Source organism: Acinetobacter lwoffii (genome assembly GCF_019343495.1).
Classification (GTDB): domain Bacteria; phylum Pseudomonadota; class Gammaproteobacteria; order Pseudomonadales; family Moraxellaceae; genus Acinetobacter; species Acinetobacter lwoffii_P.
In genome coordinates this window covers 1,041,076-1,055,408 of sequence record NZ_CP072549.1, presented here as the reverse complement: position 1 = coordinate 1,055,408, position 14,333 = coordinate 1,041,076, and the positions used below count along the sequence as shown (strand labels likewise).

General features: G+C 40.8%; 12 protein-coding genes and 7 tRNA genes. 13 read left to right on the top strand and 6 right to left on the bottom strand.

Features of this window, described 5'->3' with window-relative positions; translation table 11 throughout:
• The first annotated feature begins 295 nt into the window (after nt 1-295).
• Nucleotides 296-1,342, top strand: coding sequence for a hypothetical protein (locus J7649_RS04985; RefSeq protein ID WP_219309638.1), 1,047 nt, complete (start codon nt 296-298; stop codon nt 1,340-1,342).
• 101 nt (nt 1,343-1,443) lie between these two features.
• Here the strand turns inward: J7649_RS04985 and J7649_RS04980 are convergent, their stop codons facing one another.
• Together J7649_RS04980 and J7649_RS04975 are read right to left on the bottom strand one after the other, a co-directional pair.
• Complete coding sequence (locus J7649_RS04980; protein ID WP_004646620.1) at nt 1,444-1,857, bottom strand: DUF6176 family protein; 414 nt, start codon at nt 1,855-1,857, stop codon at nt 1,444-1,446.
• A complete protein-coding gene (locus J7649_RS04975; RefSeq protein WP_005246732.1) occupies nt 1,847-2,719 on the bottom strand; it encodes an ATP-binding protein in 873 nt (290 codons plus the stop codon). The genes J7649_RS04980 and J7649_RS04975 overlap by 11 nt, the downstream gene beginning before the upstream one ends.
• Before the next feature lie 188 nt (nt 2,720-2,907).
• Here J7649_RS04975 and J7649_RS04970 point away from each other — a divergent pair, with 188 nt between their 5' ends.
• From J7649_RS04970 to J7649_RS04930, 9 genes are all read left to right on the top strand, one after another.
• A complete protein-coding gene (locus J7649_RS04970; RefSeq protein WP_219309637.1) occupies nt 2,908-4,419 on the top strand; it encodes a DUF3336 domain-containing protein in 1,512 nt (503 codons plus the stop codon).
• Entirely contained in the window at nt 4,406-5,227 is an 822-nt protein-coding gene (locus J7649_RS04965; protein ID WP_219309636.1) for a protein kinase domain-containing protein, read from the top strand. The genes J7649_RS04970 and J7649_RS04965 overlap by 14 nt, the downstream gene beginning before the upstream one ends.
• A gap of 107 nt (nt 5,228-5,334) precedes the next feature.
• Nucleotides 5,335-5,419 (top strand) — tRNA-Leu (locus J7649_RS04960).
• Nucleotides 5,420-5,454: 35 nt separating this feature from the next.
• Nucleotides 5,455-5,528, top strand: a tRNA-Trp gene (locus J7649_RS04955).
• 39 nt (nt 5,529-5,567) lie between these two features.
• Nucleotides 5,568-5,652 (top strand) — tRNA-Leu (locus J7649_RS04950).
• A gap of 379 nt (nt 5,653-6,031) precedes the next feature.
• A tRNA-Leu gene (locus tag J7649_RS04945) sits at nt 6,032-6,117 on the top strand.
• A 371-nt stretch (nt 6,118-6,488) separates the two neighbouring features.
• Nucleotides 6,489-6,573: transfer RNA gene (locus J7649_RS04940), tRNA-Leu, on the top strand.
• Between the two features lie 35 nt (nt 6,574-6,608).
• Nucleotides 6,609-6,682 (top strand) — tRNA-Trp (locus tag J7649_RS04935).
• Nucleotides 6,683-6,721: 39 nt separating this feature from the next.
• Nucleotides 6,722-6,806: transfer RNA gene (locus J7649_RS04930), tRNA-Leu, on the top strand.
• Between the two features lie 152 nt (nt 6,807-6,958).
• Here J7649_RS04930 and J7649_RS04925 read toward each other — a convergent pair.
• The gene (locus J7649_RS04925) at nt 6,959-7,162 is read right to left on the bottom strand and encodes a hypothetical protein (protein ID WP_004280022.1); all 204 of its coding nucleotides are present in this window, start codon (nt 7,160-7,162) and stop codon (nt 6,959-6,961) included.
• Nucleotides 7,163-7,595: 433 nt separating this feature from the next.
• Here J7649_RS04925 and J7649_RS04920 point away from each other — a divergent pair, with 433 nt between their 5' ends.
• A complete protein-coding gene (locus J7649_RS04920) occupies nt 7,596-7,868 on the top strand; it encodes a hypothetical protein (RefSeq protein ID WP_213687141.1) in 273 nt (90 codons plus the stop codon).
• 240 nt (nt 7,869-8,108) lie between these two features.
• Here the strand turns inward: J7649_RS04920 and J7649_RS04915 are convergent, their stop codons facing one another.
• The 3 genes from J7649_RS04915 to J7649_RS04905 all read right to left on the bottom strand — a co-directional run bounded on the left by J7649_RS04915 (nt 8,109) and on the right by J7649_RS04905 (nt 10,452).
• On the bottom strand, nt 8,109-8,510 hold the full coding sequence (locus tag J7649_RS04915; protein ID WP_219309635.1) for a YkvA family protein: 402 nt from the start codon (nt 8,508-8,510) through the stop codon (nt 8,109-8,111).
• A 503-nt stretch (nt 8,511-9,013) separates the two neighbouring features.
• Nucleotides 9,014-9,748 (bottom strand): hydroxyacylglutathione hydrolase, encoded by a 735-nt coding sequence (gene gloB / locus J7649_RS04910; RefSeq protein WP_004280019.1) that lies wholly within the window; start codon nt 9,746-9,748, stop codon nt 9,014-9,016.
• A gap of 116 nt (nt 9,749-9,864) precedes the next feature.
• Nucleotides 9,865-10,452, bottom strand: coding sequence for a flavin reductase family protein (locus J7649_RS04905; protein ID WP_219309634.1), 588 nt, complete (start codon nt 10,450-10,452; stop codon nt 9,865-9,867).
• Between the two features lie 119 nt (nt 10,453-10,571).
• On the opposite strand from J7649_RS04905, the gene J7649_RS04900 reads away from it, so the two are divergent.
• Complete coding sequence (locus J7649_RS04900; protein WP_219309632.1) at nt 10,572-11,393, top strand: PhzF family phenazine biosynthesis protein; 822 nt, start codon at nt 10,572-10,574, stop codon at nt 11,391-11,393.
• 143 nt (nt 11,394-11,536) lie between these two features.
• On the top strand, nt 11,537-14,308 hold the full coding sequence (locus J7649_RS04895) for a M16 family metallopeptidase (protein ID WP_219309631.1): 2,772 nt from the start codon (nt 11,537-11,539) through the stop codon (nt 14,306-14,308).
• Nucleotides 14,309-14,333 lie beyond the last annotated feature (25 nt).

Here is a 14,333-nt window from a genome sequence, read left to right as displayed (position 1 = left end):
CAAAGTTAATCGATCTAATTAAATGCGCTTTAAGTGTGTTGAAAAGTGACTCTGGTAAGGAACAAGATTCAAATAAGCACTTCATTTCTTATGATAATTGTTGTTTGAAATATACATTAAAATTACAGAACCAAAAACTTCTTTGTTTAAAGATAAAGCGCTATCGAAGGATAAAGCTGGCTGCCAAGAAAAAACATTACCGGCAGAAATAGCATTTGAGCTGTTCAGTTTCGAGAAGGCCAATCTTTAGTGATCACCAAATAAAAATGCAAAGAAATTTTAGGGAATAAATTTTATGAAAAAGCAGATTTCTATCTTTGGACTTGCTCTTGTTTCGGGTTTAATGAGTGCCTGTGGCGGTGGTGGGGGAAGTAGCTCAGACAGTCCTACTGTCACTACACCTCCAAATGTTCCTAAGGAAAGTATTTCCCCTGAGCTTTCAGAGGAGTTTGTCCCGTTTGAAGATCAGGATATTGTAAAGAAAATTCGCGATAAAATTTCCGGAAATACCAGTAATGATACCGACTATAATGTTGCTCTAGGTCACATGATTGGAGAAGTATTCGCAGATTATCCTTATGGGCGTACTGCACGTATTATCAAAATTTATAATTTGGGCATCAATAGTATTAAATATCCAAATCTGATCTGTTCGGAAGTCAATACCACTGGTTCGGTCAAAACCCTGAAATTAAAAACAGATAAAGATAACTGTATTATTCTGGATAAAACTTACCGTAAAGGCTCAAACATTACTCAGACGGTGAATGGTGACACGACGACTTTAAGCTTTAGCAATGTCCGTTATGGTTCAAATGTAGATTTTAATCTCAAGGACGACTACCTGATTTCTGGCACAATTGTGCATCGTAAAACCAAAAATAACATGGGGCAATCCGAATCTTATCAAATCGATCAGTTGGAATTCCAGCGTATCGCCGAGACCGGTCAGGCAGGTACTTCTGGAATCGCGTTTGATACAAAGAGCAAAGAATATCTGCAGGTGCGTAATTATAATTACAGCTTGGTCGATGATTATGGCAGTGGCAGTAATGGGATTCGTACCTTAACCAGTCGTGGTACGATTATCGGTCAGCCTGATCTGGCAGATTATCGTTACAGTTTTGATTTTAATATCACGACACCATTTAAAATGGATGAAACCGTATTAAATAACTATAAGCATTTGCCAAAAGAGGGCGTGCTTAGAATTAAGGACAGCGATGATCAGGTAATTGAGGTCAAACAGAACCAGCCTGAATCATTGAAGGCTACTGTTTATTTCAATGGCAGTGAAATTGATGACCTGCTATGGTCTACCATTATTGGGGATAAACAATAATTCGAGATGTCAAAAAAGCCCTGTATTTCCAGGGCTTTTTTTATTATTGATTGGGGAGAAGTCTTTATTACAAAACTATTTTGAATAGCCGTGCTAATAAATCAGGTAACTGTAGCATCCAATAACAATTCGGCGGGATAAACCGCTTGCCATGAAGTTTTAAACTGTTTATGCACTTGGTCAATTGGGAAAGTACTGAGTTTTGCAATATTTTGCGCTTTTTGAATATTGTCGGCGCGCATATATGCAATCAAATAGTCCTGACCATGAAGTTGCAGATAAAACCAGGACTCGACATGAACCTGTTCAGCCTTAAGCGTTTCAATTACTTCGTCTTGACGTGCTTTCAAAGTACGCTGCCAGTCATGAACTTGCTGCATGTGTAAGGGCTTAAGTTGAATGAGAACTGCGCCGACATCCATAATTTTAATTTTCTTTTGAGTATCATCATTATATAAATGATTTATATGAAAAAAGCGACCTGAACCGGTCGCTTTTAAGTTGTTAAGAGGCATTTAGTTGGGTTGAACCAATCCAGTGCTTGGAAAACTGATAGGCAGCACGTCCTGAACGTTGACCGCGTGCCTGACACCAGCGTAGGGCTTCAGCACGGGTTTCTGGCGTGAGTTCCATGCCTGCCTTTTTGAGGTAATGTTCGACAATTTCCAAATACAGGTTCTGATCCATTGGATAGAAAGACAGCCATAAACCAAAGCGGTCAGACAGTGAAATTTTTTCTTCAATCGCTTCCTGAGGATGTAATTCAGTATATTGCGGCACATCAACTCGGGTAACGGGCGTATTTTCATGCATGAATTCGGGTAATAAATGACGACGGTTACTGGTCGCATAAATCACAAAATTGCTGGAACCGGACTGTAAAGAACCATCCAGAACACTCTTTAAACTGCGATAATTTTCATCTTCGGCATTAAAGGCCAGATCATCACAGTAGACAATAAACTTCTCTGGACGCTCTGCAATGAGTTGCTGAATTTGAGGCAGATCGGATAAATCATCCCGTTCGATTTCAATTAATCGTAACCCTTGATCTGCATACTCGGTGAGTAGGGCACGAACAATGGAGGATTTACCCGTACCGCGTGAACCGGTCAGTAAGACATCATTGGCAGGTAAGCCGTTTAAAAACTGCAACGTGTTCTGGATGACTTTTTCTTTTTGTCGCTCAATCCCTTTTAAATCGGCCAGTTCCATCTGTCTAAGCTGATGAATCGGTTTGAGTTCACCCTGTTGCCACTTATAGGCATGGGCAGAAAAATCAGGAATTTGTTTCAGTTCGGGCAGACTTTGCTGAAGTTGCTGCAGAACAGTCGAAAGGGTATTTAAAATATGCTCAGGTAACTCAATTTTCGCCATGATTTAACATTACAGATTTGAAATTATGCCTAAGATAGTAGCATTGCAAAATTCACAGTCAAAGCCGGAAAAGTATGATAATTTGCTTAAAGTAGAGAATTTTCGTTATTGTAGAGGATAGAAAATTTGTACACATTTTCTGGCTCTGGGTACGAGCTGTATCAAGAATAAATATAGGGAAAAGGCAGATGCTGTTTAAAGATTTTACTCAGGATATTAATCCACATCAGGCCTATCGTATTAAAAAGCTCAAGCAGCAGCTGCAACAGGTTGAGTCCTATGAGGAATGGAAATATATTGCCCTGAAAATAGATGAAGAATCAGGTGCACAGGAATGGAAATTTGATAACAGTTCACCATACTTTGATGCAGAAGTGATTGCACATCGTCTGGGTAAATTACGACGCTATCGACAACAAAAGCGCACCCGTGACCTGATGTATATTTTGCGCGAAGGCCTGAGCTACGATATTGCCAACATTGCCCATCCTCTACTGTTTACCGAAGCCTATGTGGGCACTAAAAGAATTATTGAAGATTATGTCGAAGAAGTCAGCCAAGGCTTAGCCTATATTGCTTCAATAGACTGTACCTGTCTCAGTATGGAAGAAAAAATCGAATATTTTCAGCATTGTCAGCGCGCCTATGGCCAGCCAGCCCTGATGTTTTCCGGTGGTTCGACGCTGGGTCTGTTTCATACTGGTGTATGCAAAGCCTTAATGGAGCAGGACTTGTTGCCGAAGGTAATGTCCGGTTCAAGTGCGGGTGCCATCATGACCGCCATGTTAGGTGTATCCAAACCTTCGCAATATATTGATATTTTGAAAGGCCATAATTTCTTTCATGAGGCTTTTCATTTTCGCACCATGAGTGAATTGATGAAAGGCAATGGTGGTCTGGCGGATGTAAAATATCTGAAAAAATTTCTAGTCGAAAATCTGGGTGATCTGACCTTCGAAGAAGCACTCAAAACCTCAGGTCTGCATATCAATATTGCGGTTGCACCTTATGATGCTGGACAGGATGCACGCATTTTAAATGCCTATACTTCTCCGGATTTGCTGGTCTGGAGTGCGGTACTGGCGTCTTGTGCGGTGCCGGTTCTGTTTCCACCGGTTCGTTTGACCAGTAAGCGCTATGATGGTCAATATACGCCTTATATGGGTTCAACCCGCTGGGTGGATGGCAGCGTGCGCAGTGATTTTCCGCAGGAGAAAATGGCACGCCTGTATAATATCAATTATACCATTGCCAGTCAGACCAACCCGCATATCGTGCCATTCATGCAGGATGATATTTCACGTTTCCGTAAAGGTACTTTGAGCTGGCCACAACGAATTGTTCGCCGTCAGGGCGCGGTGATTACCAAAGGCATGATGGATTTTGCCAGAGAGCATGCCGGAAGCTTACCTCCTGTACGCCGTCTACTGGATCATGGCTATGGTGTAGTTGACCAGCGTTATTATGGTGATGTGAATATTGTCGGTAAATATAGCCTACGCCACTATAGCTATATGTTGCAAAATCCGCGGCCGTATCTGTTTAAAATTTTACAGCGTGAAGGGGAGCGGGCTACTTGGCCAAAAATCTCCCTCATTGAGACTCAGGAACGGGTCGGGAAAACTATTCAGCATTGTCTGGAGCTGCTAAATTATCAGCATACACTTAATCCAATACCTGAATACATTGCCACGACTTAATTTAGATCATCTCGATATTTCTGATTTTGAACTACGAACCAAAGCCCGTAGTCTGGGTTTTGGTCGGCGTCTTTATTATGCCAAGGGAAATGCGCTCTGGCTAAAAACCCAGATATCGCATAGATCTGATAGTTTAATATCATCTCCACATGCTGAACTAGGCTGGCAACATGAGCTGGATTTTTATCAGGCTCATGCCAGCTCAGGTGATCTAAATTTTTTCCTTCCACATCAAATTATTCAACAGCCTTTCAAGATCAATCATGAACAATTTGAGCAGGCCTTAATTCTGGTCGATGCGCCGGCGCATTTTCAGATCATGCCGCATCAGCAATCCATCACGCAAATTCGGCAACATTTGCTGCAAGCTGTGGAGCCTTTAATCTGCCTGCAAGAATTGGGTTATTTGCATGCCGATTTAAAGCAGGAACATTTTGTAAATAATCAGGGCAGGGTCTGCCTGCTTGATTTTGAGCATGTCCAAATACTCCATCAGAATGACCTGCATGAACTGAATGCGACACCGCGTTATATGGCGCCGGAACTGTTCCAAGGCCAAGCCAAGAGCCTACAAAGTGAAGTTTATGCTTTGGGTGTTATTTTTTATGAGTGGTTGAGTGGTCAGCGTTTACAGGCGACAGATTATCTGGATTGGGCCTTTTTGCATTGTCAGCGTCTGAAAGTTGAGTTACCGCAGCACTTACAGGCTTTTCAAGGCTTATTAGAAGAAATGTTAAGTAAGCAGAAGCAGCATAGATTGGTCGATTTTCAAGCTGTGAAAGACTACTTAATGACTGAAATTGAATGAGAAAAATACAATAAAACTTGAATTGTTTCTTATTTAATCAAACGAGTGTTTTTTTATGATAAACGGCTTGTCAGCCGGAAATGATCTCTATAATATACACAGCCATTGGGGACGTGGCGAAATTGGTAGACGCACTGGATTTAGGTTCCAGCGCCGCGAGGTGTGAGAGTTCGAGTCTCTCCGTCCCCACCAATCGATATTTGGGAAACTGAATATTGGGTGGAAGTAGAGGATTGGTGTAATGGTAGCATGACGGTCTCCAAAACCGTTCGTCAAGGTTCGAATCCTTGATCCTCTGCCAAAGTTTGAAAGAAATCCAACGCTAAGTTGGTACCCTGATGGGGACGTGGCGAAATTGGTAGACGCACTGGATTTAGGTTCCAGCGCCGCGAGGTGTGAGAGTTCGAGTCTCTCCGTCCCCACCATCATATTAAAGCAAGGCATCAGCCTTGCTTTTTTATTGCCTCAAATTTGAGGTCGGTTTTTTTAGTATCAGATTTTTGCTGTCAAGATTAATGAATTACAATGCATTCAGGATTTCACTTCTTAAGTGAATGATCAGGCAAGGGTGGGGCCTTAGCAAATTTCATTGTATTGCTGCAAGAATTCATGCGATCTCTATATTCAATAATTTAAATGTCATATGAATCAGTCCCATGGTGTCTATCAATTTTATATATTGGTCTAAATAGAGCAGTATTTGCTCAATAGGGAATTAACTGATTAATTTTTGATATAAAAGTATTTAGCTTTTTATAGAACTACTTGTGAATCAGGTCTGATCGCTATAATATACACAGCCATGGGGATATGGCGGAATTGGTAGACGCACTGTGTTCAGGTCGCAGCGCCTTCTGGGCGTGAGAGTTCGAGTCTCTCTATCCCCACCATCATATTAAAGCAAGGCGAGTGCCTTGCTTTTTTATTGCCTGAAATTTGGCAAAGCCGTTGTATTTATGCTGTGTTGTATTCTGATTCCATGCACTGCTTCAAAAATAATTTATGAATAATAGTTTCAGTATTTTGAATGCTCATGTTGATCAAGATTAGAAATTTATTTGAGTTTTAATTTGAAATGTTGGAATTGAATCGAAATGATTAAAAATAACGGATGGGCAGTCATATCTTCAAATCAATCAAATTTTCGACATAAATTTTATAAAAAATTAAACTAACTGTTTATTTTATAGCGGAATAGATTGTGATTGCTTGTAAAATCGCTTGTCAATGCCGGTCTATCTCTATAATATACACAGCCATTGGGGACGTGGCGAAATTGGTAGACGCACTGGATTTAGGTTCCAGCGCCGCGAGGTGTGAGAGTTCGAGTCTCTCCGTCCCCACCAATCGATATTTGGGAAACTGAATATTGGGTGGAAGTAGAGGATTGGTGTAATGGTAGCATGACGGTCTCCAAAACCGTTCGTCAAGGTTCGAATCCTTGATCCTCTGCCAAAGTTTGAAAAAAATCCAACGCTAAGTTGGTACCCTGATGGGGACGTGGCGAAATTGGTAGACGCACTGGATTTAGGTTCCAGCGCCGCGAGGTGTGAGAGTTCGAGTCTCTCCGTCCCCACCATCATATTAAAGCAAGGCAAATGCCTTGCTTTTTTATTGCCTCAAATTTACTAAACAAAGAAAAGCCCATCGAAATGGGCTGAATAACTGGAGAATAGCGCTGTTGAATCAGTGGAAAGATTAATTTATTTTTCTTCTCTTAAATAGAAGCAATCAGGCTTTTAAATGATCTTCAAATTCCTCGCCTAACTGTAGTGCCAGAGCATTACCTGCCAGATCACAGGTCACCAGGCCATATTCTTTCTTGAAGCTGAAACTGAAACCACGATCATCCGCCAGGGTGCGTACCGAATATCCCAATTTTTCTAACCATAGTCGAAATGCAATCAAATTTTTCGCTTTAACCACTTTTTTCACGAGATCACTCCTTCATCATTGTTAAATCTTAAATAAGGGTGAAAAATTATCTTTTAAAGGGCAAATGCCTTTATTTAAATTAATTTAAATGAATTTGTGTATATAGTGAACATCGGTTGATTAAGAAAAAATCAATTTAAACGCTAAGTAAATGATTTTTATCATATTGAATAGGTTGTAACTAAATATTAAGTTTTTATAAGCTATAAATTTGGATAATTAATTTTCTAATTCAATAGCTTATTAGTGAACCAGGTTATTTTCTAATTTTATCAATCGTATGAAATAGAAAATTTCAGATCTAGAATGAGAAAATTAAAATCCAATCGACTTATTTATTAAAAGAATACCGGCTGCTGGTTTTCTGATCTTCAGCTCGATTTGCATGCTTTATACTGTCTGAAATGTAATTCTCAAACTGAATACCCGCACCATGACTGAATTAACCATTGAAGACTATGTGAATCAGCAAATTGAATTAATGCAGCAGCAGGGACTTGATCCGGTTGCTGTGATGTTGGGACATGAAGACTGGTTGAGCTTTAGTATTCAGTCGAAAGTGGCCTATACGCCTTTCGGCAGTGCCCGTCGTTATCAGCCTGCTTTAGGTGGCTTGCTACTGGTACGTATTGATGAAATGCAGGCGGTGCGTGTCGTGACTCAAGGTGAACTGGATGCTTATGCACAAAGTAACCAGATTCTTTAACATGGCTTTAGGCGACAGATACGTTGTCAGTTTTAGTAAATAGAATCCAAGAAACTAGTTACTGCTATCCTACATATCATCATTCGGGATCGACATGGCCAATGTCACTTTTAAATTTGTACGACAGAACTAATGTCATGCTCTGAAAGCAGACATTTTATTTCTATTTTGGTTTACATTTTAATTTTGAATAATGCCCATTATATTAAATGGGTGCAAATGAGAGAGGGTATTTAAATCTCACTTGTCAAAAATAGACAGTATAGACAGTGAATCGTTCATGAAGTACATGGTTAAATATCCCAATACTACAAGCCATATCAGGATAATAATTCCTGCTGCCCAACAGTTTATAGGCCTTTCAACTAAGATTTCTCCAAGAATTCTACAATCATCTACAATGTTTTGTGGGGTAAGCTTGATAACTAATAAAATACCTAAAGGTACAATAATAATATCGTCTAAATACCCAAGTACGGGAATAAAATCTGGAATTAAATCAATTGGTGAGAAGGCATAAGCAGCAATAATTAAAGCTAAAAACTTTACAGAATTGGGCGTTCGCTTGTCTTTTGCAATAAGCCAAACAACCAAGATGTCTTTTTTAATTGATTTAGCCCATTGCTTGATTCTTTGATACATAGCAAATATTAAAAGAACTATAGAGATTTAATCATAAGAGAGTTTTCTTAAAACAATATAGATTTTTATTATCCTATTACGATTTTCTAAAATTAACATAATACGCGTTATACGAAATGCTATTTTTTATTTTATACAAATTATATGTTTAGCGTATAAGTGAAAGCCCAATTCAAGTAAATTGGGCTTTTTTATTCACTTGTTAGGTTCCATGCTGATTATTTAAGCAATGTTCCACGAATTTCTCTAATTTAAATCAATATCATCCTGTTATTTATAAGTCATTATTTCATGTGTTGGAACTGAAATTGGTTTCTAAAAAAATAGAGGACTTGATTAATTATAAGAAAGCAAAAATGGCACAGAAAGACATTTTTTAGATGGAGATTCAACTTATTCCAATTTGTGCAAAATTTGTACGTGCCTTTCAATAACATTCTATGCATCGCAAATGACAAATAAGTAAGTCGGCTGAAGCATTGATCTTCAGCTTTGAATCCGGTTTAAAACTGATCTTTCAGGGTTCTTAAACGCTGGAATTCTTCCACGCTTTCTGCGCGCAGAAAAGGATTGGTTTGCAATTCATCTTCAATACTACTTGGCAGCGTGCACTGGCCTAGTATACGCAAACGCTCAATATGTTCGAAGCGTTCCAGAATTGCCGAATTGTCCGGTTCAACGTGTTTGGCAAACTGTGCATTCGATAATGTGTATTCATGGGTGCAATAGACTTGGGTGCGCGGTGGCAAGGCAGCCAGACGGGACAGTGAATGATACATCTGTGAATAGGTGCCTTCAAAAACCCGGCCACAACCCATGGCAAATAAGGTATCGCCGCAGAACAGCACATCAATCGCATCAATAAAATAAACAATATGGCCGAGTGTATGCCCGGGTACAGCAATCACCTGGATATCTATTCCATGAAAATTAAACTGTTCTTCATGCTCAAGAGGATGGGTGATAAACGGAATTTTGCTTAGTTCTGCCCGTGGGCCATACACAGGCAGATTTTGTCCTTGGATCAGTTCCGGCACACCGCCAATATGATCTTTATGCCAGTGAGTCAGCCAGATTTGACTTACAGTTAAACCGTGTTCGGCACAATAGTCTTGTACCAATTCTGCTTCGGTTGGATCAATCACAGCCACCTGATGCGACGCGGTATGTTCAAGCAACCAGATATAATTTTGCAGTGAATTCTGGACATCAATACAGTGAATTTTAAAGGGTGTCATAGCACATCACATCAAATGAAGATTATAGATAAAGTAGCATAATTTCGGATGCTCTGGGGCTTGCAGATATCATCTATTCATCCGCGATTACTTTCATTATTCCAAATTTGAAAAATTTATAATTCCGGATCATCAATGCTCACCGCATTGCCGATGGTGTAAAAATGCCCGCCGGCTACATGATGAATACTTTTCCATTCTTCATCCACTTCATGATAATGCCAGTGGCCGTCGCGGAAGACCCGATCATCGGCATAGGCTGCAATCACCTTGCCTATAAACAGGTCATGCATTTGCTGGTTATGCGGCTCAGGAATCAGCTCGCAGAGTATCCAGGCCGCACAGCCTTGTACTACAGGAATATCAGCATCAGGAAAATGAAATAGTTCTACTCCGGATTGTGCCAGTTTGTCCGGCACATCATGCAGGCTCTGCATACCCAGACGATAGACCATATTCAGTTGTTTCAATGTTGGAATTTGCAGCGCGAAATAACCTGAATTTTCAATAATATTTCGGGTTTTGGTGCTTTTATCCAGAACCACAGTCACTTTTGCGGGGCTGAATTCCAATGCGCATGCCCAGGCTGCTGCCATAACATCTGTATCCTGCTGATCTTGAGCAGATACCAGTACAGTAGGGCCATGGGTAATCAGACGATAAGCTTTTTCTAAGGGAACGCTTTGAATATGGGAGTTTGTCATGCAGCACCATTTGCTCTATTTATTTACTAGGCCAGATTAATGAGATCATTAACATATTCAAGTTCATTCTTGCAAAAAAGCTTTTAAACTAGAGATCGTTATATTCAGGAATTCAAAAAATGAAAATGTACCAGGTCGATGCGTTTACCACGGAACTGTTTAAAGGCAATCCTGCAGCCGTGATTGTGCTGGATGAATGGCTCGAAGATGGTCTGATGCAAAATATCGCCTTGGAAAATAATCTGTCCGAAACGGCTTTTGTTAAAGTCATCGATAGCGATAATTATGCCATCCGCTGGTTTACGCCAACCAAGGAAGTGGATTTTTGTGGTCATGCGACATTGGCCAGCAGCTTTGTACTATTCAATCAATTTGATACGGGGAAAACGATTCATTTTCATGTAAAAGACTTAGGCATTTTTGTAGTCAGTCAGGATGCAGATGGCAAGATCAGAATGAACTTTCCAATCCGTCGTGCAGAGCCTGTTGCTGAATATCCTGAAGCCTTAAGACAGGCCTTGAGCAAACCGTTTAAACAGGTTTATCTGAATGCACAGGGCTATATTATTGAATATGAATCGGTACAGGATGTGCTGGATGAAACGCCTGATTTTGAATTGTTGAAACAGTTGAATGGTAAGCGTACTGCGATTACTGCTCAGAATACCTATTTAGATGTCGCAATTACTTCACAAGATACGCAATACGACTGTATTTCACGTTATTTTGCACCGAGTAATGGCATCAATGAAGATCCGGTAACCGGTTCGATTCATACCGGAATTGCGCCGCTGTGGGCCGAGAAACTCGGTAAAAATGAATTAGTCGCCTATCAGGCATCAGCACGTGGTGGCGTGCTGTATTGTGCCTTGCAAGATCAGGAACGAATTGAAATTTCCGGTTATGGAAAGTTATATATGCAGGCTGAAATCTATCTTTAATTTTTTAATTACATAGATATACATGTCGTCAGGTGAGGCGGCATGTTATTTTGATGGTTCGGCTTGGAATAGATTATTCAGAAAAAGAATCATTCTCTAAGAAGGGCGCGAATAAAAATTTATATTTATAATTTGGATGAAGAATGTTGCTACGTTATAAAAATTTAAGTCTGGCTATTATATTGTCTGGCTGTAGTGTACTAAGTTTTGCACAGCCTGTTTTGGTGAAAACGGAACAGAATATTGAAGAATACCGACTGGATAATGGACTGCGCATTATCTTGGCTCCGAATGATAAAGAAAATAAGATTTTTATGAATACGGTCTATCTGACCGGTTCCCTGAACGATCCTCAAGGTAAGGGCGGACTGGCCCATCTGCTGGAACATTTGGCTTTTAAAGGTACAGAAAATGTCAAAGGGGATGAATTCCAGCGTCGATTGGATCAATATACCTTGATGACTAATGCCAGCACCGATTATTACTCTACCAAATATACCAATGTGATCCGTCCTGAAAAAACTGCGCTGAGTGAAGTCATTTTTCTCGAAGCCGAGCGTATGGACAAGCTGGTGCTTCAGGAAAAATATGTACCGACTGAAATCGATATTGTAAAACGCGAACGTGAAATTCGTCTGGATCAGCCATTTTCGGTATTGATCGATCAGGTGTTTAAATCGGCTTACGGTAATCAGTATTTAGGCCGTTTGCCGATTGGTGACCTAAATGAGCTGCAATCAATCAATATGCAGGAACTAAACCGTTTTTACCGTCAATGGTATGCACCGAATAATGCCTTTGTGGTCATTTCGGGCAAATTTGATAAGGCCGAAGTCTTAAAACAGCTGGATACGCATTTCAGTCCGATTCAATCCCGAAATGTACCAGCGCAAGTGAAAGTCCCAGCGCTTAAACCAGAGCAAATCAAACAGCGTGAATTTACAGTAAAGAAAGGCAGTGATCTGGCCAAGTTTAATCTTTATTTGAATCAATCAGAAGAAAGCATTAAAACGGCTTTGGCTGTTTCGCCAACACTCTATACTTTGCAGCCAAGTGGACATCTCTATCAGAATATGGTGGAAACTGGGAAGTCAACAGCGGTGCAATCCAGTACCTGGCTGGATAAAGACTTTAATCTGGTGTTTATGGGAGCAATCTATGCTCCGAATCATCAGGCACAGGATATTGAAAAGGGGCTGATCCAAGGCGTAGAAAAGAGCCAGCCATTTACCGAAGCAGAATTAAACCGGGCTAAAAATCTGACCCGAAATCAGGCCGACAATATTAAAAATAGTGCGACTGCTTTAGGTTCACGTTTAAGTGATTATGCAGTGGCGTATTCGGGTGACTGGAGCCAGTATTTTAAAGATCTGAGCGCGATTCAAAACCTGAATGTGAATCAGGTCAATCAGGTCTATAAGAATTTTTTAAAACCTGAATACCGTATTTCTGGCAATATTTTACCTACCCCGGAAGATCAGAAAAAAGCGCAGGAACTGGCACAAACAGAAGCACCGGCAAAAACTCTGGATCAACAGACTGAAGCAGAAGAGCCACTGAAAGATGTCAGTGTTTATCAGGCTGAAGTAAAACAATATATACAGCAGTCTAAAGAGTATTTGCATAGTAAAGACACACAGATTCAGCGTGGCAAGTTGAAAAATGGCATTAAATACGCGCTGTTTCCAACGACTACCCGCGATGACAAGGTTTATGCCACAATTTCACTGGATTTTGGTACCGCTCAAAGCCTGATGAATAAAGGCGAGATTCTGGACCTGACAGCTTATTTAATGTTGCGCTCATCGAAAACCCAAAGCTTGCAGCAGATTGCCGATAAAATTATTGAAGTAGGCGGTTCGGCGACTGCCAGTGCATCCGGTAATGGCCTGACCTTGCAGATCAGCGCCAAAAAAGAAAAGTTTGAAGAGTTTTTTCAGTATGTGGTTGATGTGCTGAAAACGCCGGCATTTGAGCAAAGCCAGTTTGACTTGATCAAGGGGCAGACTTTATCCAGTCTGGATCGTCCTTATACTGAACCAGATACCGTGTCGAGCTTGACGATGGCTCGAACGATCGAGATCTATCAGCCTGGCGATCTACGTTTTCATTTCGAGCCGGAACTGGCCAAAAAACAGTATCAGAAAGCGACTCGCGAACAGGTTATGGCACTGTATCAGCAGTTTTTAAAAACCCAGCATGCGCAAATCGCGGTTACGGGCGAATTTAATCCGAAATCGATGCAAAAAACGCTGAAAAACAGTTTCTCAGACTGGAAAGCTACACAGCCTTATGAGCGTCTGAAATCGGAATATCGAAGCTATCCAGCCCAGAAAATTCATGCGTTGTCTGAGCAGCGTGAATTCGGGAGTTATGAGGCATTCATGAGCATGCCGGTCGGCGCAGATCATGCCGATGCACCTGCATTACAGGTATTTCGATATATTCTGGGTGATTCACAGTTATCGTCACGACTGGCACAAGAGCTACGCGAGAAAAATGCACTAGTCTATGGTTTTAGTGCAGATGTGCAACTCGATGAATGGGCAGATGTAGGCGCCATGATGATTAGTGCCAATTATACGGCTGGAAAATCCGCACAGGTTTCTCAGGCAGTGCATAAGGTACTCAATGAACTGCTGACACGTGGCGTGACTGAACAGGAAGTCGAAGCGGCAAAAGCCAGTATCTTGAAACAGCGTTTAACTGCACTCGAAGATGATCGCCGTATTCACACTATGTTGATTCCACAGCTGGAAAAAGACCGTAATCTGGTTTACCGGGAAAAACGTGATCAGGCGATTGCTCAACTGAGCAAAGCCGATATTGATGCCATGATCAAAAAATACATCAAGCCGGACCAGCTGGTGGAAGTGATGGCTGATCAGTACGGTAAGCAAGTTAAAACATCATAGTGTTGATAAAAAATCCCCTCAAGTG

Coding starts and splice junctions, on each gene's coding strand:
- J7649_RS04895 (WP_219309631.1), top strand. CDS start 11,537: ATGTTGCTACGTTATAAAAATTTAAGTCTGGCTATTATATTGTCTGGC.
- J7649_RS04900 (WP_219309632.1), top strand. CDS start 10,572: ATGAAAATGTACCAGGTCGATGCGTTTACCACGGAACTGTTTAAAGGC.
- gloB (WP_004280019.1), bottom strand. CDS start 9,748: ATGACACCCTTTAAAATTCACTGTATTGATGTCCAGAATTCACTGCAA.
- J7649_RS04920 (WP_213687141.1), top strand. CDS start 7,596: ATGACTGAATTAACCATTGAAGACTATGTGAATCAGCAAATTGAATTA.
- J7649_RS04980 (WP_004646620.1), bottom strand. CDS start 1,857: ATGCCTCTTAACAACTTAAAAGCGACCGGTTCAGGTCGCTTTTTTCAT.
- J7649_RS04985 (WP_219309638.1), top strand. CDS start 296: ATGAAAAAGCAGATTTCTATCTTTGGACTTGCTCTTGTTTCGGGTTTA.
- J7649_RS04915 (WP_219309635.1), bottom strand. CDS start 8,510: ATGTATCAAAGAATCAAGCAATGGGCTAAATCAATTAAAAAAGACATC.
- J7649_RS04905 (WP_219309634.1), bottom strand. CDS start 10,452: ATGACAAACTCCCATATTCAAAGCGTTCCCTTAGAAAAAGCTTATCGT.
- J7649_RS04975 (WP_005246732.1), bottom strand. CDS start 2,719: ATGGCGAAAATTGAGTTACCTGAGCATATTTTAAATACCCTTTCGACT.
- J7649_RS04970 (WP_219309637.1), top strand. CDS start 2,908: ATGCTGTTTAAAGATTTTACTCAGGATATTAATCCACATCAGGCCTAT.